This window comes from Geodermatophilus sp. SYSU D01180, assembly GCF_054050415.1.
Genome location: NZ_JBJGZH010000025.1, coordinates 28599 through 52596, shown reverse-complemented (window position 1 = coordinate 52596; position 23998 = coordinate 28599). Strand labels below are relative to the sequence as shown.

25 protein-coding genes are annotated in these 23998 nt (G+C 75.6%); 13 read left to right on the top strand and 12 right to left on the bottom strand.

The window, feature by feature from the left end:
• Positions 1–8: 8 nt before the first annotated feature.
• Positions 9–1226 carry a class I SAM-dependent methyltransferase gene (locus tag ACI8AA_RS19415; RefSeq protein ID WP_457046017.1) on the bottom strand — a complete coding sequence of 406 codons (1218 nt, stop codon included), beginning with the start codon at positions 1224–1226 and terminating at the stop codon, positions 9–11.
• A 183-nt stretch (positions 1227–1409) separates the two neighbouring features.
• On the opposite strand from ACI8AA_RS19415, the gene groES reads away from it, so the two are divergent.
• Both groES and groL read left to right on the top strand, forming a co-directional pair.
• Complete coding sequence (gene groES / locus ACI8AA_RS19410; protein WP_110005357.1) at positions 1410–1718, top strand: co-chaperone GroES; 309 nt, start codon at positions 1410–1412, stop codon at positions 1716–1718.
• 158 nt (positions 1719–1876) lie between these two features.
• Positions 1877–3520, top strand: coding sequence for a chaperonin GroEL (gene groL / locus ACI8AA_RS19405; RefSeq protein ID WP_457046016.1), 1644 nt, complete (start codon positions 1877–1879; stop codon positions 3518–3520).
• Positions 3521–3686: 166 nt separating this feature from the next.
• Here groL and ACI8AA_RS19400 read toward each other — a convergent pair whose 3' ends face one another.
• Positions 3687–3986, bottom strand: a complete 300-nt coding sequence (locus tag ACI8AA_RS19400) for a WhiB family transcriptional regulator (protein ID WP_457046015.1) — start codon at positions 3984–3986, stop codon at positions 3687–3689.
• 244 nt (positions 3987–4230) lie between these two features.
• Here ACI8AA_RS19400 and ACI8AA_RS19395 point away from each other — a divergent pair, with 244 nt between their 5' ends.
• Positions 4231–4965: a response regulator transcription factor gene (locus ACI8AA_RS19395; RefSeq protein WP_457046014.1), complete on the top strand. Its 735-nt coding sequence runs from the start codon at positions 4231–4233 to the stop codon at positions 4963–4965.
• Between the two features lie 143 nt (positions 4966–5108).
• Positions 5109–5279, top strand: coding sequence for a DUF1059 domain-containing protein (locus ACI8AA_RS19390; RefSeq protein ID WP_457046013.1), 171 nt, complete (start codon positions 5109–5111; stop codon positions 5277–5279).
• 94 nt (positions 5280–5373) lie between these two features.
• Here the strand turns inward: ACI8AA_RS19390 and ACI8AA_RS19385 are convergent, their stop codons facing one another.
• Positions 5374–5766, bottom strand: a complete 393-nt coding sequence (locus ACI8AA_RS19385) for a DUF5319 family protein (RefSeq protein ID WP_457046012.1) — start codon at positions 5764–5766, stop codon at positions 5374–5376.
• Between the two features lie 209 nt (positions 5767–5975).
• Between ACI8AA_RS19385 and guaB the strand changes: the two genes are divergently transcribed.
• The 3 genes from guaB to guaA are packed head-to-tail and all read left to right on the top strand — an operon-like array spanning position 5976 to position 10209.
• Positions 5976–7508: an IMP dehydrogenase gene (guaB, locus tag ACI8AA_RS19380; protein ID WP_457046011.1), complete on the top strand. Its 1533-nt coding sequence runs from the start codon at positions 5976–5978 to the stop codon at positions 7506–7508.
• Between the two features lie 2 nt (positions 7509–7510).
• Positions 7511–8647: a GuaB3 family IMP dehydrogenase-related protein gene (locus ACI8AA_RS19375; protein WP_457046010.1), complete on the top strand. Its 1137-nt coding sequence runs from the start codon at positions 7511–7513 to the stop codon at positions 8645–8647.
• The gene (gene guaA, locus ACI8AA_RS19370) at positions 8647–10209 is read left to right on the top strand and encodes a glutamine-hydrolyzing GMP synthase (protein WP_457046009.1); all 1563 of its coding nucleotides are present in this window, start codon (positions 8647–8649) and stop codon (positions 10207–10209) included. Before ACI8AA_RS19375 ends, guaA begins: the two co-directional genes overlap by 1 nt.
• Before the next feature lie 12 nt (positions 10210–10221).
• Here guaA and ACI8AA_RS19365 read toward each other — a convergent pair whose 3' ends face one another.
• Entirely contained in the window at positions 10222–10908 is a 687-nt protein-coding gene (locus ACI8AA_RS19365) for a helix-turn-helix transcriptional regulator (protein ID WP_457046008.1), read from the bottom strand.
• A gap of 64 nt (positions 10909–10972) precedes the next feature.
• Here ACI8AA_RS19365 and ACI8AA_RS19360 point away from each other — a divergent pair, with 64 nt between their 5' ends.
• A complete protein-coding gene (locus tag ACI8AA_RS19360) occupies positions 10973–11557 on the top strand; it encodes a dienelactone hydrolase family protein (RefSeq protein ID WP_457046007.1) in 585 nt (194 codons plus the stop codon).
• A gap of 61 nt (positions 11558–11618) precedes the next feature.
• Here ACI8AA_RS19360 and ACI8AA_RS19355 read toward each other — a convergent pair whose 3' ends face one another.
• Positions 11619–11918: a hypothetical protein gene (locus ACI8AA_RS19355; protein WP_457046006.1), complete on the bottom strand. Its 300-nt coding sequence runs from the start codon at positions 11916–11918 to the stop codon at positions 11619–11621.
• Positions 11911–12804: a PspC domain-containing protein gene (locus ACI8AA_RS19350; RefSeq protein WP_457046005.1), complete on the bottom strand. Its 894-nt coding sequence runs from the start codon at positions 12802–12804 to the stop codon at positions 11911–11913. Before ACI8AA_RS19350 ends, ACI8AA_RS19355 begins: the two co-directional genes overlap by 8 nt.
• 125 nt (positions 12805–12929) lie before the next feature.
• Between ACI8AA_RS19350 and ACI8AA_RS19345 the strand changes: the two genes are divergently transcribed.
• Positions 12930–14237, top strand: coding sequence for an ATP-binding protein (locus ACI8AA_RS19345; protein WP_457046004.1), 1308 nt, complete (start codon positions 12930–12932; stop codon positions 14235–14237).
• Positions 14234–14893, top strand: a complete 660-nt coding sequence (locus tag ACI8AA_RS19340; protein WP_387987634.1) for a response regulator — start codon at positions 14234–14236, stop codon at positions 14891–14893. The genes ACI8AA_RS19345 and ACI8AA_RS19340 overlap by 4 nt, the downstream gene beginning before the upstream one ends.
• A gap of 9 nt (positions 14894–14902) precedes the next feature.
• On the opposite strand, the gene ACI8AA_RS19335 is transcribed toward ACI8AA_RS19340, so the two are convergent.
• The 4 genes from ACI8AA_RS19335 to ACI8AA_RS19320 all read right to left on the bottom strand — a co-directional run bounded on the left by ACI8AA_RS19335 (position 14903) and on the right by ACI8AA_RS19320 (position 17500).
• Positions 14903–15637, bottom strand: coding sequence for a PIG-L deacetylase family protein (locus tag ACI8AA_RS19335; protein ID WP_457046003.1), 735 nt, complete (start codon positions 15635–15637; stop codon positions 14903–14905).
• A gap of 9 nt (positions 15638–15646) precedes the next feature.
• Positions 15647–16534, bottom strand: coding sequence for an RNA polymerase sigma-70 factor (locus ACI8AA_RS19330; RefSeq protein ID WP_457046002.1), 888 nt, complete (start codon positions 16532–16534; stop codon positions 15647–15649).
• Complete coding sequence (locus ACI8AA_RS19325) at positions 16531–17103, bottom strand: carboxymuconolactone decarboxylase family protein (protein WP_457046001.1); 573 nt, start codon at positions 17101–17103, stop codon at positions 16531–16533. Before ACI8AA_RS19325 ends, ACI8AA_RS19330 begins: the two co-directional genes overlap by 4 nt.
• Positions 17104–17230: 127 nt before the next feature.
• Positions 17231–17500 (bottom strand): chorismate mutase, encoded by a 270-nt coding sequence (locus ACI8AA_RS19320; protein ID WP_457046000.1) that lies wholly within the window; start codon positions 17498–17500, stop codon positions 17231–17233.
• Between the two features lie 251 nt (positions 17501–17751).
• Between ACI8AA_RS19320 and pcrA the strand changes: the two genes are divergently transcribed.
• Positions 17752–20046, top strand: coding sequence for a DNA helicase PcrA (gene pcrA / locus ACI8AA_RS19315; protein WP_457045999.1), 2295 nt, complete (start codon positions 17752–17754; stop codon positions 20044–20046).
• A gap of 212 nt (positions 20047–20258) precedes the next feature.
• Here pcrA and ACI8AA_RS19310 read toward each other — a convergent pair whose 3' ends face one another.
• Together ACI8AA_RS19310 and ACI8AA_RS19305 are read right to left on the bottom strand one after the other, a co-directional pair.
• Positions 20259–21212: a M23 family metallopeptidase gene (locus tag ACI8AA_RS19310; protein WP_457045998.1), complete on the bottom strand. Its 954-nt coding sequence runs from the start codon at positions 21210–21212 to the stop codon at positions 20259–20261.
• 191 nt (positions 21213–21403) lie between these two features.
• Positions 21404–22294 (bottom strand): lipase family alpha/beta hydrolase, encoded by an 891-nt coding sequence (locus tag ACI8AA_RS19305; protein ID WP_457045997.1) that lies wholly within the window; start codon positions 22292–22294, stop codon positions 21404–21406.
• Between the two features lie 187 nt (positions 22295–22481).
• On the opposite strand from ACI8AA_RS19305, the gene ACI8AA_RS19300 reads away from it, so the two are divergent.
• Entirely contained in the window at positions 22482–23582 is a 1101-nt protein-coding gene (locus tag ACI8AA_RS19300; protein WP_457045996.1) for a hypothetical protein, read from the top strand.
• Positions 23579–23965, top strand: a complete 387-nt coding sequence (locus ACI8AA_RS19295; protein ID WP_457045995.1) for a cobalamin B12-binding domain-containing protein — start codon at positions 23579–23581, stop codon at positions 23963–23965. Before ACI8AA_RS19300 ends, ACI8AA_RS19295 begins: the two co-directional genes overlap by 4 nt.
• The last annotated feature ends 33 nt before the right edge of the window (positions 23966–23998 follow it).

Genomic DNA, 23998 nt, shown 5'->3' with positions numbered 1-23998 from the left:
GGATCTCGTCAACCCGGGTTGATGACGTCGCACACCAGGGCCGTGGGGCCGCCCGCCACCCGGGTGACGACGACGGTGGCGCTGCCGGTCCCCGGCCCGCGCAGCTGACGGGCGAGCGTCTCCGGCTCGATCGCCGACCCGCGCTTCTTCACCACCACCCGGCCGACGCCGCGCGCCCGCAGCAGCGCGCGCAGCCGCTTCAGGTTGAACGGCAGCACCTCGTCGACCCGGTACGAGGCGACCCAGGGAGAGTCGGCCGGGGCGTCGGAGGTCAGGTAGGCGATCGTCGGGTCGACCAGCGTGGCGCCGGTCTCCGCGGCCGCGAGGGACACCAACCCCGACCGGATGACGGCCGGGTCGGGCTCGTGCAGCCAGCCGCGGACCGGACCGGCGTCGGCGGGACCCGGGTCGGCGTCCGCGGTCAGCTCGTGGACGGCGCCGTCGCGGACGACGGCCGCCCGCCGCCACACCTCCGCCACCCCGCGGCCCCACAGCAGCGCCTCGACGATCGACCCGCGCACCGACACCCACTCGGCCTCGACGCCGTCGGGCACCCGGTCGTGGTCGAGGCCGGGCGCCACCTTGACCACCGAGCGCGGCACCCGGTCGAGCAGCGCGGCCACCGTCGACCAGGGCGGCGACCAGCGGTCGGGGTCCAGCTGCCGCCGCCCGCCGGCCCGCCGGGCGGGGTCCAGGACGGCGGCCCCGCACCCGGCCACCTCCCCGCCGCGGGCGGCGTCCACCAGCTCGACGACGTCGCCGGCGACCACCCACACGTCGTCGTCCACCCCGAGCGCGGCGGCGTTGGCGGCGGTCAGCTCCCGGGCCACCGGGTCGCGGTCGACGGCGAGCACCCGTGCGCCGGCCCGCGCCAGCGCCACCGTGTCGGTCCCGGCCGCGCAGCCGAGGTCGGCGGCGGAGTCGGTGCCGTCGGCGAGCAGCCGGGCGGCGCGGCGGGCGGCGAGCTCGGGACGGCCGGCCTGCTCGAGGGTGTCGGCGGTGAGGAACAGCCGGTCGGCGTCGGCGCCGAACACCGGGCGGGCCCGCGCGCGCAGCCGGGCCAGCTCCCAGGCCGGGCCGGCCAGTTCCGGGCCGACCTCGGCGCGCAGCCGGGCCACGCCGGCGAGCACGTCGGCCCCCTCGGCCAGCAGTGCCGCCGCCCGCGCGGCCGCCGCGGTCCCCTCCGGAGAGCGCAGGAGGGCGACCGGGCCGGCGTCGTCGGGCACGGCGTCCAGCCTCCCGCAGGGCGGCGTCGCCCGACCCGGCGACCCGGTTGAGGGGCTGGCACTCTCATGGGTAGAGTGCCAATCGACACGGGCAGGCGCCTGACCCCCGCGACGGCAGGCCCGGCCCCCGTGCCACAGCATGAGAGACCACCCGCCGTCCGATCCCGAAGGGGGCGTCACCTCGTGACGACCGCTACCAAGGTCAACATCAAGCCGCTCGAGGACCGCGTCGTCGTCCAGGCCAACGAGGCCGAGACCACCACCGCCTCCGGCCTGGTCATCCCGGACACCGCCAAGGAGAAGCCGCAGGAGGGCACGGTCATCGCCGTGGGCCCCGGCCGCATCGACGACAACGGCAACCGCGTGCCGCTCGACGTCAACGTCGGCGACGTCGTCATCTACTCGAAGTACGGCGGCACCGAGGTCAAGTACGCCGGCGAGGAGTACCTGGTGCTCTCCGCCCGCGACCTGCTCGCCGTCGTGGAGAAGTAGTAGAAGGACCCCGTCGCCCCCCGCCGCTCGCACGCTCGCGGCGGGACCCTGCGACAGGGCCGTTCCAGTACGGCACCAGACCGCCCCGGCGACCCGAATGACCGGGTCCCGGGGCGGTCGCCGTCTCACCCCGTAGCAACCCTGATCGGAAGGGCCCCATGGCCAAGATCATCAAGTTCAACGAGGACGCCCGCCGCGCGCTCGAGCGCGGCGTGGACAAGCTCGCCGACGCCGTCAAGGTGACCCTCGGCCCGCGTGGGCGCAACGTCGTCCTCGACAAGAAGTTCGGCGCCCCGACCATCACCAACGACGGCGTCACCATCGCCCGCGAGGTCGAGCTCGAGGACCCGTACGAGAACCTCGGCGCCCAGCTGGCCAAGAACGTCGCCACCAAGACCAACGACGTCGCCGGTGACGGCACCACCACCGCCACCGTGCTGGCGCAGGCCCTGGTCAAGGAGGGCATGCGCAACGTCGCCGCCGGCGCCAACCCGATGGGCCTGGGCCGCGGCATGCGCGCCGCCGTCGACGCCGTGTGGGCCGCCCTCGACGAGGTCGCCACCCCGGTCGAGGAGCAGGACGCCATCGCCGGCGTCGCGACCATCTCGGCGCAGGACGCCGAGGTCGGCCGCCTGATCGGCGAGGCGATGGAGAAGGTCGGCAAGGACGGCGTCATCACCGTCGAGGAGAGCAACACCCTCTCCACCGACCTCGACGTCACCGAGGGCGTGCAGTTCGACAAGGGCTACCTGTCGCCCTACTTCGTCACCGACCAGGAGGCGATGGAGGCCGTCCTCGACGACGTCCTCGTGCTGCTGGTCCAGGGCAAGGTCGGCGCGCTGGCCGACCTGCTGCCGCTGCTGGAGAAGGTCCTCGGCAACGGCGCCCGCCCGCTGCTGATCGTCGCCGAGGACGTCGAGGGCGAGGCGCTGTCCACCCTCGTCGTCAACTCGATCCGCAAGACGATCAAGGTCGTCGCGGTCAAGTCGCCCTACTTCGGCGACCGCCGGAAGGCGTTCATGACCGACCTCGCCGTCGTCACCGGCGGCCAGGTGGTCAGCGAGGACGTCGGCCTCAAGCTCGACCAGGTCGGCCTCGAGGTGCTCGGCACCGCCCGCCGCGTGACCGTCACCAAGGACACGACGACGATCGTCGACGGCGGCGGCACGGCCGGCGCGATCTCCGACCGGGTCGCCCAGATCCGCCGCGAGATCGAGGCCACCGACTCCGACTGGGACCGCGAGAAGCTGCAGGAGCGGCTGGCCAAGCTGGCCGGCGGCATCGGCGTCATCCGGGTCGGCGCGGCCACCGAGGTCGAGCTCAAGGAGCGCAAGCACCGCATCGAGGACGCCATCGCCGCCACCAAGGCCGCGGTCGAGGAGGGCGTCGTCCCCGGTGGTGGCTCGGCGCTCGTGCACGCCGCCGCCGCGATCGACGCGCTGGACCTCACCGGTGACGAGCTGACCGGCGCCCGCGCCGTCAAGCGCGCCCTGGAGGCCCCGCTGGCCCGCATCGCCGACAACGCCGGCTTCGAGGGCCGCGTCGTCGTCAGCAAGGTCCGCGACCTCGGCGTGGGCCAGGGCTTCAACGCCGCCACCGGCGAGTACGGCGACCTGGCCGCCCAGGGCGTCATCGACCCGGTCAAGGTCACCAAGGCCGCGCTGGGCAACGCCGCGTCGATCGCCGCGATGGTGCTCACCACCGACTCCGCCGTCGTCGAGGCGCCGGAGGAGGAGGACGAGCACGCGGGGGCCGGGCACCACACCCACGGCCACTCGCACGGCCACGGCCACAGCCACTGAACGACGCCGCCGCGCACGATCAGCCGGGCTGGTCGTGCTGCGTCCTGGCTCACCGCCGACGGTGAGCCAGGACGCGCGGCGGTGAACCAGGACGGCCACCACACGACGAGAGGGCCGGTCCAGCAGAAGCTGGACCGGCCCTCTCGTCGTGTGGTGGGGGGGTGAGCTAGACCCCCCCGGCGACGGCGGCGGGCTCCGCGGCGATCAGGCGGGCCCGCTCCTCCTCGCTCATGCCGCCCCAGACGCCGTAGGGCTCACGGACGCTCAGGGCGTGCTTCAGGCAGGCCTCGACGACGGGGCACTTCGCGCACACGGCCTTGGCCGCGGCCTGGCGACGGGCCCGGGCGGGACCACGCTCGCCGTCGGGGTGGAAGAACAGCGCGGTGCTCTCACCGCGGCAGGCACCGTGCAGCTGCCAGTCCCACACCTCGGCAACGGGCGTCGGGAGACGGCGGATGTCGGCCATGTCGGTCCTCCTCGGCTCAGTGCGAGCCGGAGGGGGCGGTCCGGTCGCACGGGAGCCGGTGCCCGAGGGCTCCCGTGGTCAAACACAGGGGGATCGGACATTTTCCCGGTCCGCGTCTCCCCCCGCAGGGTGATCACGGGTGTTGCGCCTCGTCACCGACGGTCATGGTCGTTCCAGGCCGTAGCCGTTCCGGGTCGTGGGGACCCGGGGACCCTCCACGGCCGGGGGAGACGAGGAGAACGACGTGATCGACGACAGGATGCGCGGTCCGGGCCACGGGGCCACCACCGTGTGGGTGTACGACGAGCGCCGCCGTGTCCGCGACGACGTCGCCGCCCGCCTGGTGGCCCTGCCGTTCGTGGGCCGGGTCGAGGTCGTCGGGGACGCCGCCGCCCTCGTGCAGCGCCTGGCCACCCGCCAGCCCGACGTGCTGCTGGTCGGCACGCAGCGCGCGGTGGACACCGGCCTGACCGTCGCCAGCCAGGTCATCCGCACCCACCCCACCGTCCCGGTGCTCGTGCTCGGCGCGCCCGACGACGCCGAGACGGTGCGCGCCGCGGTCGCCGTCGGGGCCCGCGGGTACCTCCGCTGGGACGCCAGCGCCCTGGAGATGGGCCTCGGCCTGTCCCGCGTGGGCCTGCGCGCCGACGGCCGCCCGCCGCAGCCGGCGCCCGCCCCGGTGCCGCTGAACTCGGTCGGCGCCCCGGTGCCCGCCTGGGCGACGCCGCTCAACGGCGCCGGCCCGCGCGTGGTGAGCACCCCCGTCCGCGAGGCCGCGCCCGCGGTCACGCTGTCGATGCGCGAGATGCAGGTGCTCACCGGGATGAGCCAGGGCAAGAGCAACGCCCAGATCGGCCGGGAGCTCTACCTGTCCGAGGACACCATCAAGACCCACGCCCGCCGGCTGTTCCGCAAGCTCGGCGCGAAGGACCGCGCCGAGGCCGTGGCCACCGGCTTCCGCCGCGGCATGATGTCCTGACCCGACGCACACGCACCGAGGGCCCTCTCCGATCGTCGGAGGGGGCCCTCGGCGCGTTCCCGGCCGGGCGGGACGCCGGCCCTGGTCAGCGCCGTCCGCGCGGAGGACGCTGACCGCGCACGGGGGAGCCGAGGGAGGCGAGCATGAAGGAACTGCTCTGTCGCGACGCCGGTTTCGACTGCGACGCCGTCGTCCGGGGCGAGTCGGTCGACGAGGTGATGACCCAGGCCGGTCCGCACGTGCGCGAGGTGCACGGGGCCGAGGTCACCCCGGAGGCGGCCCGCCGCATCGAGAGCGCGGTCCGGGACGTCTGAGGCGTCCGATCGTCGAAGACGGCCCTCGCCGCGTCCGCCTCCCTGCAGGGGCCCGCCGTGAGCCCGCGAACGGTGGGGGCAGGGAGGTCCTCCCTCAGTCGTCCCGGGCGTGGCGGCCGGTGCGGCCGGAGCCGGGCTCCTCGCGCTCGGCCATCGCGGCCACCCCGTCGGCGTAGCCGCTGGCGTAGTCCCAGCTGACGTAGTCGTCGGGGTCCGGGTCGAACGGCGGCTCGTGCCGGCCGGTCTGCCCCTCCTCGAGCAGCTGGCGCAGGTTGGCCTGCATCAGCGCCCAGTCGACGTGGTGCTCCTCGTCGCAGTCCGGGCAGTCGACGACGATGCCCTTGATCCCCGTCGGCTCGAGCAGGGTGCGGAACACCTCGAGCTCGGCCAGGTCGTCGAGGACGCCGGCCCGTTCCTCCATCGACAGCGGTGGCGGGTCGGACGGCGAGTCGAAGTCGGGCCCCGAGGCGTCGTCGAAGGGACTCACGGGTGCCTCCTCCCTCGTGCTGGCGGCGCGGGCGTCCCGGCCCGGACGCGCGGTTCGCCCGTCCGGGGGACCACGGTAGCCGCCCGCGCCCACCGGCCCCACGCCGAGCGCCCGGCGGCGTCCCGGGCACCGGAGCGCCCGGCCTACGATCGGAGGGGTTCCCGCGCGCCCGGCCGGGGGCATGAGCCGACGGAGAGGGTGGCGGCACCATGCAGCCCGACGACCACGCACCTGACGGGCACCGCCCCGAGCTGCCGGCGAAGTTCGCCCCGCTCGGCCTGACCTACGACGACGTCCTGCTCATCCCCGGCGAGTCCGACGTCGTCCCCGCCGAGGTCGACACCAGCAGCCGCCTCACCCGGGGCATCCGGCTGGCCGTGCCGCTGGTCTCCAGCGCGATGGACACCGTCACCGAGGCCCGCATGGCGATCGCCATGGCGCGGGTCGGCGGCGTGGGCGTGCTGCACCGCAACCTCGCCGCCGAGGAGCAGGCCGGCCAGGTCGACCTGGTCAAGCGCTCCGAGGCCGGCATGGTCACCAACCCGGTCACCTGCTCGCCGGACAACACCCTGGCCGAGGTCGACGCCCTGTCGGCCCGCTACCGCATCTCCGGCGCGCCCGTCGTCGACGACGAGGGCGTGCTGGTCGGCATCGTCACCAACCGCGACATGCGCTTCGAGACCGACCAGAACCGGCTCGTGCGCGACGTCATGACGAAGATGCCGCTGGTCACCGCCCCGGTCGGCGTCGACCCCGACACCGCGCTGCGGCTGCTGTCCCAGCACAAGATCGAGAAGCTGCCGATCGTCGACGAGTCCGGCCGGCTGCGCGGCCTGATCACCGTCAAGGACTTCGTCAAGCGCGACCAGTACCCCAACGCCACCAAGGACGCCGACGGCCGGCTCGTCGTCGCCGCGGCGGTGGGCGTGGGCGAGGACGCCTACAAGCGGGCCGGCCTGCTGGTCGACGCCGGGGTCGACGTGGTCGTCGTCGACACCGCGCACGGCCACCAGCGCGCCGTCCTCGAGATGGTCGCCCGGGTCCGGCAGGACTTCGGCGGCGACGGCGGCGTGCAGGTGGTCGGCGGGAACGTCGCCACCCGCGGCGGCGCGCAGGCGCTGGTCGACGCCGGCGCGGACGCGGTCAAGGTCGGCGTCGGCCCCGGCTCGATCTGCACCACCCGGGTGGTCGCCGGCGTCGGCGTCCCGCAGATCAGCGCCATCTACGAGGCGAGCCTGGCCTGCAAGCCGGCCGGTGTCCCGGTCATCGCCGACGGCGGCCTGCAGTACTCCGGCGACATCGCCAAGGCGCTGGTCGCCGGCGCCGACACCGTCATGATCGGCGGGCTGTTCGCCGGGGTCGAGGAGGCCCCGGGCGAGCTGGTGTTCATGAACGGCAAGCAGTTCAAGACCTACCGCGGCATGGGGTCGCTCGGCGCCATGCAGAAGCGCGGCAACCAGTCCTACAGCCGCGACCGCTACTTCGCCGACGACGTCCTCTCCGACGACAAGCTCGTCCCCGAGGGCATCGAGGGCCAGGTGCCCTACCGCGGCCTGCTGGCGACCGTGGCCCACCAGCTCGTCGGCGGCCTGCGCGCGTCGATGGGCTACGCCGGTGCCGGCACCGTCGCCGACCTGCAGGACCGCGGCCAGCTCACCCGCATCACCTCGGCCGGTCTCGTGGAGAGCCACCCCCACGACATCCAGATGACCGTCGAGGCGCCGAACTACCGGGGGCGCTGACCATGCCCGCCCGCGACACCGTCGAGATCGGCCTCAACCGCTTCGCCCGCCGCGGCTACGACCTGGACGAGGTCTCGATCGTCCCGTCCCGCCGCACCCGCGACGTCGACGACGTCTCCACGGCCTGGCAGATCGACGCCTTCCGGTTCGACATCCCGCTGGTCACCAGCCCCAGCGACGCCGTCGTCAGCCCGGCGACGGCGATCGCCGTCGGCCGGGCCGGCGGCCTCGGCGTGCTCAACGCCGAGGGGCTGTGGACCCGCTACGACGACCCGCTGCCGGTCTACCGGCAGCTGCGCGAGGCCGCCACCGAGGCGCCGCCGCCGGTGTCGCTGCTGCAACAGGTCTACTGCGAGCCGGTGAAGCCGGACCTGATCACCGCCCGGATCAAGGAGATGCGCGACGCCGGCGTGACGACGGCGGTGCGCGTCTCGCCGCAGCACACCGAGCAGCTCGCGCCCGCGGTGCTCGCCGCCGGGGTCGACCTGCTGGTCATCCAGGGCACGATCGTCTCCGCCGAGCACGTGACCACCCAGGGCGCGGCGCTCAACCTCAAGTCGTTCATCGCCGACCTCGACGTCCCGGTGATCGTCGGCGGCGCCGCGAACTACCAGACGGCGCTGCACCTCATGCGCACCGGCGCGGCCGGGGTGATCGTCGGCGTCGGCGCGGACAGCTTCTCCACCGGCGACGCCGTCATGGGCATCCGGGTGCCGCTGGCCAGCGCGATCGCCGACGCCGCGGCCGCCCGTCGCGACTACCTCGACGAGACCGGTGGCCGGTACGTGCACGTCATCGCCAACGGCCGGATCGAGACCAGCGGCGCGATCGCGCGGGCGCTGGCCTGCGGCGCCGACGCCGTGCAGGTCGGCGAGCCGCTGCGCGCGGCCAGGGAGGCCCCTGGCGGCGGCGTCTGGTGGGACTCGGTGGCCGCCCATCCGCGGCTGCCGCGCGGCGGCACCTCGGCGCCGGTCCCGTCGGCCGGGTCGCTCGAGCAGGTGCTGCTCGGCCCCGCCGAGACCTCCGACGGCCGGACCAACCTGTTCGGCGCGCTGCGCCGCACGATGGCCAAGACCGGCTACCGCGACCTCAAGGAGTTCCAGCGCGTGGACCTGGTGATCGGCGGTCGACCCGACTGATGGACTTCCCCACCGTCCTGGTCGTCGACTTCGGCGCGCAGTACGCCCAGCTCATCGCCCGGCGCATCCGTGAGGCCGGCGTCTACTCCGAGATCGTCCCGTCGTCGGTGCCCGCGGAGGAGGTCCTGGCGCGGAAGCCGGCGGCGATCGTGCTCTCCGGCGGTCCCTCCAGCGTCTACGCCGACGGCGCGCCGCAGGTCGACCCGGCGCTGTTCGAGGGCGGCGTGCCCGCCTTCGGCATCTGCTACGGGTTCCAGGCGATGGCGCAGACGCTCGGCGGCACGGTCGCGCACACCGGCGACCGCGAGTACGGCGGCACCCCGCTGACGGTCACCACGCAGGGCCGGCTGTTCGGCGACCTGCCGGTGGAGCAGTCGGTGTGGATGAGCCACGGCGACGCCGTCAGCGTCCCGCCGCCCGGGTTCACCGTCACCGCCACCTCCACCGGCGCGCCGGTGGCGGCGTTCGAGGACGTCGACCGGCGGCTGGCCGGGGTGCAGTTCCACCCCGAGGTGCGGCACACCGCGCACGGCCAGACGGTGCTCGAGCACTTCCTGTTCGACATCGCCGGGCTCGAGCCCACCTGGACGATGAGCAACGTCGTCGGCGAGCAGGTCGAGCGGATCCGGGAGCAGATCGGCGACCGGCGGGCGCTGTGCGCGCTGTCCGGCGGCGTCGACTCCGCCGTGGCCGCCGCGCTCGTGCAGCGGGCCATCGGCGACCGGCTCACCTGCGTGTACGTCGACCACGGGCTCATGCGGCAGGGCGAGACCGAGCAGATCGAGCGCGACTTCGCCGAGGTCACCGGCGCCGACCTGCGGGTCGTCGACGCGAGCGGGCAGTTCCTCTCCGCCCTCGCCGGCGTCAGCGACCCGGAGCAGAAGCGGAAGATCATCGGCCGCGAGTTCATCCGGGTGTTCGAGCAGGCGGCCACCGACGTCGTCGCCGACGCGCAGGCGCACGGCGAGACCGTGGACTTCCTCGTGCAGGGCACGCTCTACCCCGACGTCGTGGAGTCCGGCGGCGGCACCGGCACGGCCAACATCAAGAGCCACCACAACGTCGGCGGGCTGCCCGAGGACCTGCAGTTCACCCTCGTCGAGCCGCTGCGGACGCTGTTCAAGGACGAGGTGCGCGAGGTGGGCCGGCAGCTCGGCCTGCCCGACCGGCTCGTGCAGCGCCAGCCGTTCCCCGGCCCGGGGCTGGGCATCCGCATCGTCGGCGAGGTGACCCGCGAGCGGCTCGACGTGCTGCGGCGCGCCGACGCCATCGCCCGCGAGGAGCTCGGCGCCGCGAAGCTGGACTCCGAGATCTGGCAGTGCCCGGTGGTGCTGCTGGCCGACGTCCGCTCGGTCGGCGTCCAGGGCGACGGGCGCACCTACGGCCACCCGGTGGTGCTGCGGCCGGTGTCCAGCGAGGACGCGATGACCGCCGACTGGACGCGGCTGCCCTACGACGTGCTGGCCCGGATCTCCACGCGCATCACCAACGAGGTGCCCGAGGTCAACCGGGTCGTCCTCGACGTGACGAGCAAGCCGCCGGGCACGATCGAGTGGGAATGAGGGTGGCGCCGGTCACCTGACCGCGTGGGCGTCGGGCGGGGGAGTGCCGTAGACGGCGGGGTCGCGCTCGGGGGCCGGCTCGGTGGTCAGGGCGGCGGCCTCGATGCGGTCCCAGCGGAACCAGCGCGGCGCGTCCCGCTCCCGGCACCAGCCGACGAGGTACCAGCGGTCGCCGGTGCGGGCCAGCAGGTGCGGCTCCACCCGCCGCCGGGACGCCGTCCCCGTCCGGTCCCGGTAGGTGATCGCGACGACGCGGCGCCGGGCCAGCGCCTCCTCCACCACCGGCGCCGGGTCCGGGCGCCGGCCGGAGGGCGCCCGCACCCACACCCGCCCGCCGAGCCGCTCCACCTCCGCCCGGGCCTGCGGGCCGAGGACGTCGAGCACCTTCTCCAGCGCCGCGCGGCCGTCGGCGGCGAACGGCGCGTCCGCCGCGCCGGCCAGGGCGACGGCGACCGCCACGGCCTGCGCCGGCGTGAGGTTCACCGGCGGGAGCGTGGCCGCGGCGTCGAGCACATAGCCGCCGCCGGGACCGGAGCTCGCCCAGATCGGGACGCCGGCCTGCTGCAGGGCGCCGACGTCCCGCTTGACCGTGCGGGTGGACACCTCCAGCCACGCGGCCAGCCGCTGCGCCGTCCGCCCGCGCGGCCCGGCACGTCGCAGCTCCTCGGTGAGCGCGTGCAACCGGTCGGTGCGGTTCACGGCGCGGATCCTCGCAGGAGTCGGTGACAGGACGGTGTCACCGAGGACCCGCCACCGTGGGTCCATGACGACCATCGCGCTCTTCCACTCCGTCCTCGGCGTCCGGCCCGGGGTCACCGACGCCGCGGACCGGCTGCGGGCGGCCGGCCACGAGGTCCGCGTCGTCGACCAGTACGACGGGCGGGTCTTCGACGACTACGCCGAGGCCGGCGCGTACGTCGAGACGGTCGGGTTCCCGGCGCTCATGGCCCGCGCGGTCGACGCCGTCCGGGACCTGCCCGACGGGTTCGTCGCCGCCGGCTTCTCCAACGGCGCGGGGATGGCCGAGCACGTGGCCACGCAGCGCCGGTGCAGCGGCGTCCTGCTGGTCTCCGGGGCGCTGCCGGTGGCGGTCCTCGGCGCGCCGGGCTGGCCGGCCGGGCTGCCCGCGCAGCTGCACCGGACCACGGACGACCCGAAGCGCTCCGCGGAGTGGGACGAGGCGTTCGCCGTCGACGTCGCCGCCGCCGGCGCGACCCTCGAGGTCTTCCGCTACCCGGGGCACGGACACCTGTTCACCGACCCGTCCCTCCCGGCGGAGTACGACCCCGGGGCCACCGCGCTGTTCTGGACCCGGGCGCTGGCCTTCGTCGACCGGGTCGCCGGCTGACACGGCGAGGGCCCGGGGAGCTCCTCGCTCCCCGGGCCCTCGCAACGGCCGCCCCGTGTCGTCAGCCGCGCCTGCGGCGCGCCCTCCGCAGCTCGCTCACCATCAGCGCCACGCCCACAGCGACCAGCAGCAGCCACAGCAGCCCGCCGTCGGCGAGGAAGCCGAGCGGCACGGTCACCCCGGCGAGGAAGACCAGCGCCAGGACGACGAACGCGACGCCCGGGACCAGCGCGACCAGGTCCACCCGCCGCCTCGGGGCGGGGGCCTCGACCGGGAGGGCGCTGGTGTGCTGCCAGTCGGCGGCCAGCGCGCGCTCCTGCCAGCCGGTGGGGGTGGTGGGGAACTCGCTGTAGTCAGGCACGGGACACCTCCAGGTCGCCGACCCCGTGGTCGATGGTCAGGACGAACTCGGGCCGGCTGTCGCCGCCCGGTGCGCGGAAGTAGCCGTCGTCGCCCTCCTGGTCGAACAGCTCGGCGTTGCCGATGCCGTTCTCGACGTCGACCCGCACGTCGGCGTCGTCGGGGACGGTCACGTCGAGGTCGCCGACGCCGTGCTCGATGCGCACCTCGACCGGCTCGTCGATGTCGTCGACGTCGATCCGGGAGAGGTCGACGTCCATGTCGCCGGCGCCCAGCCGGTAGACGGGACGCACGTCCTCGACGGTCGCCGGGCGGTAGTCGCGGTCGCCCACGCCGCCACCGGGCCCGAAGCGGTCGTCGGCGTCCCAGGTGGGGACGGACGAGGTGAACAGCAGCGCCAGGGTGAGCACCGAGCCCAGCGCGATCAGCCCGCCGCGCGGCGTGCGGCCGCGGGTCAGCGCCGAGACGACCAGCCCCAGGCCGACGACGAGCAGCGCGCCGGCGAGGAACCCGCGGGGGCCGAGGTCGAGGTCGGTGTAGCGGGTCACCAGGACCATCAGGCCGACGACGATGAGCAGCCCCGCGATCGTCATCCCGGCGACGGGGGAGCGGGGCGCCGGCGGCTCGGCGGGCGCGCCGTCGACGGCCCGGCGCGGCCCGCGCGGCATGAGCAGCCAGAGCAGCCCGTAGACGAGGACGCCGGTGCCGCCGGCGAGGGTCAGGGCGACGAAGCCGACCCGCCACAGCAGCGCGTCGACGCCGCTGTACTCGGCGAGGCCGCCCGCGACGCCGCCGAGCACCTTGTCGGTGCGGCTGCGCCGGAGCGTGGGGCGTGGTGCGGGCGGCGGGTCGAAGGGTGGGGCGGGAGGAGGGGAGGCGGCGGTCATGGCACAGAGCGTGCCGAGCGGGCGCCCGCCGCGACATCGGGGAAGGCCCCCATCCGACCCTGGTCCTGCCCGTCCGGGGGTCTCCCGGTACCGGGGGAGGGGCGGGCGGTGCGACGATCGGTGCCGTGACGAGGACGGCGCCCAGCACGGGCGGGCTGCCGGCCGGCGCCCCGCCGGCCGGCCCCGTCGACGTGCCCACCGAGACCCCCCGGCCGACCGGGACCCCGCAGCCCCCCGAGACCCCACCGGCTCCCGCGGGCGCCACCGCCGTGGCGACCCGCCCGGCCGAGACCCGGCCACCGCTCGTGCGCCCGCGGCAGGGCCGGATGCTCGCCGGCGTCGCGGCGGGGACGGCGGCGCACCTGCGCACCGACCCGCTGGTCGTCCGGGCGGCGTTCGTCGCGCTGGCGGTGACCGGCATCGGCGTCATCGCCTACGCGCTGCTGTGGTTCTTCGTGCCGCTGGGCGAGGTCGCCCCCGGCACGGCCGCCCGGCCCAGCCGGCGGCAGACCGTCGGCCTGGCCTTCTTCGGCCTCGGCGCGATGGTGCTGGTCACCAACCTCGCGACCTGGGGCAACAACGACCTCATCGCGCCGCTGCTGCTGGTCGGCGGCGGCCTCGCCGTCATCTGGCGGCAGCTGGACACCGACCGCACGCTGACCCGGCCCGGCGTCCGCTGGGTGCTCGCCGGCGGCGCGGCGCTCGCCGCGATCGGCCTGGTCCTGCTGCTCGCGACGACGGGGCAGCTGGCCGCGGCGCGCAACGGCTTCGTCGCCACCCTGGTCATCATGGTCGGCGTCGTGCTGGCCACCGCGCCGTTCTGGCGGCGGCTGCTGGACTCCCGCGAGACCGAGCGCACCGCCCGCATCCGCTCCGAGGAGCGGGCCGCCGTCGCCGCGCACCTGCACGACTCGGTGCTGCAGACCCTCGCGCTCATCCAGCGGAACTCCGCCGACCAGCAGGCGGTCGCCCGGCTGGCCCGCAGCCAGGAGCGCGAGCTGCGCAGCTGGCTGTACGAGCCGGCGTCGTCGCCCGGCGGCGGCACCTGGGCCGCGCTGGTCTCGGAGATGGTCGCGGAGGTGGAGGGCGACCACGCGCTCACCGTGGACCCGGTCGTCGTCGGCGACGCCCCGGTCGACGACGCGCTCGCGGCGCTGGGCGCGGCCACCCGCGAGGCGCTGCTCAACGCCGCCAAGCACGCCGGCGTGACCTCCGCCGACCTCTACACCGAGGTGGGCGCGCAGTCGGTGTCGGTGTTCGTCCGCGACCGCGGTGCCGGGTTCGACCCGTCCGCCGTCCCGGCCGACCGCCGCGGGCTGCGCGACTCCGTGTCCGGCCGGCTCACCCGCCTGGGCGGGACGGCGACGGTGCGCTCGGCGCCGGGCGAGGGCACCGAGGTCGAGCTCGTGCTGCCGCGCGAGGCCGCCGCGTGAGCGTCCCCCGCGTCTTCGTCGTCGACGACCACGCCATGGTCCGCGCCGGCGTGCGCGCCGAGCTCGGCGGCGCCGTCACCGTGGTCGGCGAGGCCTCCGACGTCGACTCCGCCGTCGCCGGCATCCGGGCCACCGTCCCCGACGTCGTGCTGCTCGACGTGCACATGCCCGGCGGCGGGGGCCGCACCGTGCTCGAGACGCTGCGCGCCGAGCTGCCCGACGTGCGCTGGCTGGCGCTGTCGGTGTCCGACGCCGCCGAGGACGTCATCGCGGTCATCCGCGCCGGCGCCCGCGGCTACGTCACCAAGACCATCTCCGGGCCGGACCTGGTGTCGGCGGTGCAGCGGGTGGCCGAGGGCGACGTCGTGTTCAGCCCGCGGCTGGCCGGCTTCGTGCTCGACGCCTTCGCCGCGAGCGCGCCGTCGGCCGCGCCGGCGGAGGACCCGGCGACCGACCCCGGCCTGGACCTGCTCAGCGCCCGCGAGCGTGAGGTCATGCAGCTGCTGGCCCGCGGCTACACCTACCGGGAGATCGGCTCGCGGCTGTTCATCTCGGTGAAGACCGTCGAGTCCCACGCGTCCAACGTGCTGCGCAAGCTGCAGCTGTCCAACCGCAACGAGCTCACCCGCTGGGCGGCGACCAACCGCCTGCTCTGAGCCGGCCGCTCACGCCGTGTGGACGACGTGGAAGGCCTCGGCCAGGCGGCCGTCGGGGAGGCCGAAGCGGCGGGCGGTCTGCGCCATCCAGCCCGTGACGAAGGACTCCAGGTCGTCGAGGTGGCTGACCTGCGTCACGTGGCTCTTCAGCGCGGCGAACTTGAGCTCGACGACGTCGGTCACGTCGACGGCGTGGTCGGCCCGCGGGCTGGCGCCCAGCCACACCTCCTCCACCGTCCACGCCTCCAGGCCCTCGTCGGCCAGCAGCTCCGGGAAGGCGAACGGGTTGCGGGCGTCGGGGTAGACCGCGCGCAGCGTCGACTCGCCCACGGTCATGTGGTCGGGGTGGCTGGCGCCGACCCGCTCGTACCAGCGCTCCGGGGAGCTGGTGAGCACCCGCTGCGGGCGGACCTGCCGGATGACCCGGCTGATGTCCCGGCGCAGGTCGAGGGTCAGCTCCAGCCGGCCGTCGGGGTAGCCGAGGAAGCGCACGTCGGTGACGCCGACCGCGGCGGCCGCGGCCCGCTGCTCCTCCCGCCGCAGCGGGCCCATCCGGTCGCGCGGGGTCTCGTCGAACCCGCCCGCGTCCCCGTCGGTGACGATGCAGTAGACGACCTCGGTGCCGGCCGCGGTCCAGGTCGCCACGGTGCCCGCGCTGCCGAAGTCGACGTCGTCGGGGTGGGCGAGCACGCACAGGACGCGCTCGACGTGCTCGGCGGGCTTCCGGGGCGGGACGGCGGTCACCGCGCGAGCCTATGCAGGGGGTGCGCCCACCCGCAGGCCCGCCAGCTTGTCGGGGTTGAGCACCACGAGGACCTGCTGGACCAGCCCGTCGGTGACGACCAGCGAGACCGCGACGAGGGGCTCCCCGTCGGTCCACGCCGCCACCCCGGGCCGGCCGTTGACGTCGGTCAGCACCATCCGCAGCCCCGGCTGCGACATCCCGCCGGGGATGACGGCGGCGAGGAAGCGGGCCACCTTGTCCGCGCCGGTGATCGGCCGCAGCGCCGCCCTGGCCCGGCCGCCGGCGTCGGTCATCAGCACCGCGTCCGGGGCCAGCGCGGCCAGCAGCGCGTCGACGTCGCCACCCGCGCACGCGGCGAGGAACCGCTCGGTGACCTCGCGGTGGGTCGCCCGGTCGGCGTCGAACCGCGGACGGCGGGCGGCCACGTGCTCCCGCGCCCGGTGCCCGATCTGCCGGACCGCGGCCTCCGACCGGCCGAGGACGGCGGCCACCTCCGCGGCCGGCAGCCCGAACACCTCGCGCAGGACGAACACCGCCCGCTCGGCGGGGGACAGGCTCTCCAGGACGACGAGCAGCGCCAGCGACACCTCCTCCCCGAGCACCGCCTCGTCGGCCGGGTCCGCGGCCCCGTCGGTGAGCAGCGGCTCGGGCAGCCACGGGCCGACGTAGGCCTCCCGGCGCGCGCGGGCGGAGTCCAGCCGGTCCAGCGCCAGCCGGGTGGTGACCCGGACCAGGTAGGCGCGCGGGTCGGCGACGTCGTCGCGGTCGGCGGCCGACCAGCGCAGCCAGGCGTCCTGGACGACGTCCTCGGCGTCGGCGACGCTGCCCAGCATCTGGTAGGCGACGGTGAACAGCAGCCGCCGGTGCGCGTCGAACGCCGGCAGCGGGCCGGTCACGCGGGGGCCGGGAGTTCGCAGCGGTCCCGGAAGCCCTGGCTGGTCAGGCCCAGCGCGCTGTTGGCCCGCGACCGGCTGTTCTCCACGGCGACCATCATCGTGAGCTCGACCAGGGCGGCGTCGTCCAGGTCGCGCCGCAGGGCGGCGACCATCTCGTCCGTGACGCCCGGGGGCGTGGTGCTCATCGCCTCGGCGTACTCGACGACGCGCCGCTCGAGGCCGGTGAGCGCGTCGCTGTCCCGCCAGGTGGGGACGGCGCGCAGCTTGGCCGGGTCCACCCCCTCGTGCGCGGTCCCGATCCAGTAGCCGAAGTCGACGCACCACGAGCAGCCGACGGTCACCGCCGCCGACATGACCGCGAGCGACTTGAGCGTCGGGTCGAGCCGGTCCCACCTCGCGAGGGACTGCTCGTGGCGGAGCTCGGTGAGCAGCAACCGCGGGTGGTGGGCCATCGCGGCGGCGGGGTCGAGCGTCGAGCCGTAGGTGCGGCGCGAGTACCGGTCGACGAGGCGGGTGAGCAGCGTGCGGGGTGGGTCGAGCGGGATGCGGGCGGTGCGGGTCCCGGTCACGGCGGCGTCCTCTCTCAGGGGGTGTCCCCATGGAGACGACGCAGCCCTCCGGAACGTGACGCGGTGGCCCCCTCGCAGGGGCCCGCCGCGAGCGTGCGAGCGGTGGGGGGCGAGGGGGTCCTTCGTCTCACAGGCGGCCGCGGCCCTGGCGCAGCAGCAGCATCCCGAGCGCGGCCCCGTCCGGACCCAGCGCGGTGCGGAAGCGGTCGATCACCTGCTGCTCCCGGGACAGCGAGAGCCGGGTGCCGCCGGTGGAGCGGCGCAGCTCGCCGATCTCCTGGGAGACGGCGAGCCGCCGCTGCACCAGCGCGATCAGCTCGGCGTCGCAGGCGTCGATCTCACCGCGCAGCTCGGCGATGCGGGTGTCGGCGTCGGTGGGCGGCAGGGTGGCGGTCATCGGGTTCCTCCGGGGCGGGAAGGGCCGTCGGACCCCGGGGAACGAGAAACGCCCCGGGCTCCTCGGGCCCGGGGCGTTCGTTGCGGCGGCTGCTCAGCCGGCGGCGACGGACACCGGAACCCGGTGCCCGTAGTAAAAGCTGACGGTGGCGAGCAGCACGTCGCCGAGTGTGCCACAGCACGCCCGGCGGCCGCGAGGGGCGGTCCGGCGCGGGCGGGTCCGTCGTCGGTCCGAACTACAGTGGTGTGGCTATGAGCAGCGTGCAGCAGGCCCTCCCCGGAACCGCCGCGCTCCAGCGTTCCGCTCCCGGCTCGGCCGGCCGGGAACTGGACCGCATGCTGGCCGGACTCAACGGTCCCCAGCGCCAGGCCGTCGTCCACGAGGGCGGCCCGCTGCTCATCGTGGCCGGTGCCGGGTCGGGCAAGACCCGGGTGCTCACCCACCGCGTCGCCTACCTGCTCGGCGCCCGCGGGGTGCAGCCGGGCGAGGTCCTGGCGATCACCTTCACCAACAAGGCCGCCGGCGAGATGAAGGAGCGCGTCGCGCAGCTGGTCGGGCCGCGCGCCCGGGCGATGTGGGTGTCCACGTTCCACTCGATGTGCGTGCGGATCCTGCGCGCCGAGTCGGCCAAGCTCGGCCTGAAGTCGTCGTTCACGATCTACGACCAGGGCGACTCGGTCCGCCTGATGACGATGGTCGCCCGCGACCTCGACCTCGACGCCAAGCGCTACCCCGGCCGCAGCCTCGCCGCCCAGGTGTCGAACCTGAAGAACGAGCTGGTCGACGAGGAGGCGTTCAGCCCCCAGACGGCACCGGAGAAGGTGCTCAAGGAGGCCTACACGCTCTACCAGCGGCGGCTGCGCGAGGCGCACGCCATGGACTTCGACGACCTGATCATGACGACGGTCAACCTGCTGCAGGCCTTCCCCGACGTCGCCGAGCACTACCGGCGCCGGTTCCGGCACGTGCTGGTCGACGAGTACCAGGACACCAACCACGCGCAGTACGTGCTGGTACGCGAGCTGGTCGGCACGGGCGAGGGGCCGGTCCCGCCGGCCGAGCTGTGCGTCGTCGGCGACGCCGACCAGTCGATCTACGCCTTCCGCGGCGCGACGATCCGCAACATCGACGAGTTCGAGCGCGACTACCCGGACGCGACGACGATCCTGCTCGAGCAGAACTACCGCTCCACGCAGCGGATCCTCAAGGCGGCCAACACGGTCATCGCCAAGAACACCGGCCGGCGTCCCAAGAACCTGTGGACCGACGCCGGCGACGGCGAGCTGATCGAGGGCTACGTCGCCGAGAACGAGCACGACGAGGCGGCCTGGGTCGCCGAGCAGATCGACGCGCTGGTCGACGCGGGCACGGTCCGGCCCGCGGACATCGCCGTCTTCTACCGGACCAACAACGCCTCCCGTGTGTTCGAGGAGGTGTTCATCCGCGTCGGCATGCCCTACAAGGTCGTCGGCGGGGTGCGCTTCTACGAGCGCAAGGAGGTCCGCGACGCGCTGGCCTACCTGCGGGTGGTCGCCAACCCGGCCGACGTCGTCAGCCTCCGCCGGGTGATCAACACGCCCAAGCGCGGCATCGGGGACAAGGCCGAGTCCTGCATCGAGCAGTTCGCCGACCGCGAGCGGATCGCCTTCCCGTCGGCGCTGCGCCGCTGTCCGGAGATCACCACGCTGGCGCCGCGGTCGCTCAAGGCGATCCAGGAGTTCGTCGCGCTGCTGGAGGAGTTCGAGCAGCTGGTCGAGACCGGCTCGGGCCCGGCCGCGCTGCTGGAGAGCATCCTCGACCGCACCGGCTACCTCGCCGAGCTCGAGGCCAGCACCGACCCGCAGGACGAGGGCCGCGTCGACAACCTCAACGAGCTCATCTCGGTGGCCGCCGAGTTCGAGGCGGCCAACCCCGGCGGTACCGTCACCGACTTCCTCGAGCAGGTCTCGCTGGTGGCCGACGCCGACCAGATCCCCGTCTCCGGCGACGAGGCCGGCGTCGTCACGCTGATGACGCTGCACACCGCCAAGGGCCTGGAGTTCCCGGTCGTGTTCCTGACCGGCCTCGAGGACGGCGTGTTCCCGCACCTGCGGGCGCTCGGCGACCCGCGGGAGCTGGAGGAGGAGCGGCGGCTGGCCTACGTCGGCATCACCCGCGCCCGGCAGCGGCTGTTCCTCTCCCGCGCCACGGTGCGCACCAGCTGGGGGCAGCCGGCCTACAACCCGCCGTCGCGGTTCCTCGACGAGCTGCCCTCGGACACCGTGCACTGGGCGCGCACCGACCCGACGCCGGCGCCGAGCACCGGCTCGTCGGCGCAGCAGCGGGTGGCGGCGACCGGGCTGTCGACGGGCGGCCTGCGCGGCGGCCGCGGCAACCGGCCGGTGATCTCCGTCGAGGTCGGCGACCGGGTCAGCCACGACGCGTTCGGCCTGGGCACGGTGGTCGAGGTCAGCGGCGCCGGCGACAAGGCGCAGGCCACGGTCGACTTCGGCTCCGGCGGCACCAAGCGCCTCGTCCTGCGCTACGCCCCGCTGGTCAAGCTCTAGGCCCGAGGAGCGGGGGCGCGGAGCGTTCCCCGACGAGGGCCTGCGGCCGCGGCACCGACCGGTGCGCGGTGGTCGTCGCGGATCCCGACGGGATCCGCCCTGCGAGGCGCCGTGAGGAGCGGGGCCCGGAGGGTCCCCGACGACCGGCGGGCAGGGCTCAGCGCAACAGGGGGACGGCACCTGGCCGCGGTCGTCGGCCGGAGGCCGACAGATCAGAGGGTGACGCCGTGGTCGGCGAGCCACTCCTCGGGGTCGATCGGCCGCCCGGTCATGCCGCCGCGGTGGATCTCGTAGTGCAGGTGCGGGCCGGTGGACTGGCCCTCGTTGCCGATCTTCGCGATCTCGTCGCCGGCGTGCACGATGTCGCCGGCCGAGACGTCGTAGTAGCGCATGTGCCCGTAGATGTGCACGTTGCCGTCGGCGTCCTGGACGTAGACGGCGTTGCCGTACCCGGAGGCGCGGCCGGCGCGGAGCACGACCCCGTCGGTGACCGAGTAGATCGGCGTGCCGAGGGAGTTGGCCAGGTCGATGCCCCAGTGCATGGAGCCCCAGCGCTGGCAGAAGCAGGTGGTCATCCGGCCGGTCGTCGGCGCGACGGTCCGCGGCTCGCGGGCGGCGCGGGAGGCGGCCAGCTCGGACAGCCGGACGGCGGCCTCGGCCTGGGTGATGCCCTGCCGGACGCCGGCGTCCTCCATGTCCCCGGTCAGGCCGATGTCGGCGGCGCCGAGGCCGTAGTCGGCGGCGCTCACCGAGGCGGACGGGGCCGGGGCGCCGCCGGTGAGGGCGGGGACGGCGGCGACGAGCGCACCGGCGACGAGCGCGCCCAGCCACAGCGGGCCGCGGCGGCCGGGCGGGCGGCGGACGGTGCGCCGCGCGGCGGGTCCGGTGTCGGCGGGCTCGGTGCCGGCCGCCTCGGAGGCCGCCTCGGCGGCGTCCTCGACCTCGGCGTCCTCGACCTCGGCGTCCTCGACCTCGGCAGCGACCTCGACGTCCCCGGCCGGGGCGGCGGGGGCGACCACCCGGGCGGGGAGGACGGTGCTCGGCACCGCGGGCCGCGGGACCGGCGGCACGGCCGGGGTCCCCAGCGGGCCGGACGAGATGCGGCCGGTCGCGTCGGGCCCGGTCGCCCGGCGGCCGGTCGCCGCGGGCTCGAGGAGCGAGGTCACGGGGCACCCTTCGTCCACGCTCCCGGGACTCCTGCGCGGGGCAGTCCGTCGGGGGAGCGACGGCGGTGGAGGCGCCTGCGAGACGCCCGCCGGTGGGTACCGGCGCCGTGATCGGACCGTAACGTTCCGTCAGGGCCGACCGTGGGACGCGACGCTGCGTGTCGCCATGTCTCCCCGGGGTGGGGTGCCGCTCAGGCGGCGGCGGCGAGCGGCGCCGGGGCGGCGGGGCGCAGCCCGGCCAGCGTCGCGGCCACCTCGTCGACGACGCCGCGGTGGAACGGCAGCGACATGTGCCCCACGCCGCGGACGAGGACGTTGCGCGCCCGCAGGTCCGGGTGGTCGCACCGGCCGGCGACGGTGGGGACGACGATCTGGTCGAGGTTGCTGTAGACGGCGGTCATCGGCGTCGACCAGTCCGGCGCCGGCTCGGCGAGCTCCTGGAGCACCGGCGACCCTGGCCGCAGCTGGCGCACCATCGGCGTCGGCAGCAGGTGGGCCAGCACCGAGCCGCCGTGCGGCGTGCCGAGGGTCACCAGCGACTCCACCCGCCGGCCCCCGCCCTGGCGCTGCACGTAGTGCCGGGCGATCAGGCCGCCGAGGCTGTGTCCCACCAGGTGCACCCGGTCGTGGCCGGTGCGGGCGCAGATCCGCTCGACGTGCTCGCCGAGGTCGCGCGCGCCCTCGGCGACGTCGCTCAGCAGCGGGCTGTAGTTCCAGGTGCAGACCTGCGTGAACCCACGCCGCCGCAGCCGGCGGCGCATGACGGTGAAGATCGACCGGTTGTCGATGAGCCCGTGCACCAGTAGCACCGGGACGCGCGCGGCGAGCGGGTCGGCGGCGAACAGCGCGCGGACGGCGGCCGGCTGGACGCCCGGGCGGCGGCGCGGGTCCAGCAGCAGGGCCTCGGTCCGCGCGCCCAGCGGGTAGAGCAGGGCGTGCGCCCCGACCCAGGCCAGTTCGGTGAGCCCGCCGGCGACGGTGGTGGGGGAGACCAGCGCCCGCAGAGCGTCCCGTGGCGTACCCGGGAAGGGCTCTCCGGTGTGCCACTCTGGACGGCACCCGGGGTCGCCGGTCGCGCGCATGGACGTCCTTCCCGTTCGACTGCCGCCGGCGGTGTCCAGGGACCCGGGCCCGTCAGCGGCGGAGCACCGCAGTGGTGCTCGGTTCACGCGACGGTAATGCCCTGGTGTGGTGACCGTCACACAGGCGACGCGGAGATCTCGACGAGATCGAGACCGGAACGCGACACATCTCGACGAAGGGGGACCCGTGGCCGGCCGTGAGAGTGCTGCCCGCGACGACCGGACCCGGGACGGCGCCCGGCGGCCCGGGGCCGCGGGTGCCGCCCGCCGCACCGGGTCCGCGGCCGCCGGGGCGCGGCGCACCGGCGCCCGCCCGGCCGCGGCCCGGCGCCCGGCCCGCACGCCGGCCGCCCCTCCCGTCCCGGACGACGGGCTGGTCGTCGGCCACCGGCCCGGCAGCGCCCGCGCCGCCGGGGTGCTGCTGGTGCTCGCCGGCCTGGCCGGGGTCGCCGCGCTGTTCCCGACCTACCTCGTCGTCGGCGGCCGGGAGCTGTCGCTGGCCGGCGGGCTCGGCGCCGCGCTGGTCGGCCTGGTGGTCCCGCTGGCCGCCGTCGCGGTGGGGGCGGTGCTGGCCGCCGGCCGGGTGCCGCGCTTCGGGCTGGCCTACGCCGGCGTCGGTGGCGCGCTGGCGCTGGGCTCCCTGCTCATCGAGGTCTACCGCGGCAGCGCCTCCACCGTCCGTCCCGCCGTCGAGGTGCTGGCCGGGGAGCGGGTGCTCACCAGTTCCGTGCAGACCGGGGCCGGCTGGTGGCTGGAGGTCGCCGGGCTCGCGCTGACCGTCCTGGCCGGCGGGTGCGCCGCGGTTGCGTGGAGCCGCACCGTCATGGAGGACCGCGGGGCGCTCGACCCCGCCCGCGGCGCGCTGGCCGGCGCGGCGGTGCTGCTCGGGGTCCTCACCGTGCTGTGCCTGGCGCTGCCGGCCGCCGACGTCCCCGACCGGCTCGTCGACGACCCGTCCACCGGCCTGGAGGTCGTGGTCGAGCAGCAGGGCCCGCAGGCGCTGCTCGAGCGGCCCGGGCTGGCGCTGCTCGGCGGGCTGCTGCTGGCCGGCGCCGTCCTGCTCGCCTCGGTGCTGGCGCCCTCGCTGCGGCCGCGGCTGGCCGCCGTCGGCGGCTTCCTCGCCGTCGCGGTGACCGTGCTCGCCGCCGCGCTCGGCGGCCTGCGCGACGCGCTCGCCTCCGACGAGCTGGAGTGGACCGTCCCCGGCGCCGGGCTGCTCGCCGCCGGGCTGGGCTACGCGCTGCTCACCGCGCTGGCCTGGCGGCTGCGCCGCACGACCGCCCGGTGACGGCGGGCGAGCGGCTGCGCGTCGTCGTCGCCGGACCCCAGGGGCAGGACGACCCGCGTGCGGTCGCCCTCGCCCGCGCGCTGCGCGACACCGGCGCCGAGGTCGTGCTGACCGGCGAGGTGACCTCGGCCGGACGGCTGGCCGCCACCGTCGTGCAGGAGGACGCCGACGCCGTCGGCGTGGCCGGGGCGCCGCCGCGGCTGCTCGGCGAGCTCCTCGACCGGCTGTCCGCCGCCGGCGTCGACGACGTCACCGCCTTCGTGCTCGGGGACGGCGACGACGACCGCGGGGGCGACCTGCCCCCCGCCGTGCGCCGCTTCCCCGGCGGCACCCCGCCGGACGACGTCGTGGCCGCGTTGCGGCGGCTCTCCGGGGGTCTGTGACCCCGCGCACGGGGCCCGGTGCCGGTGCGGCGG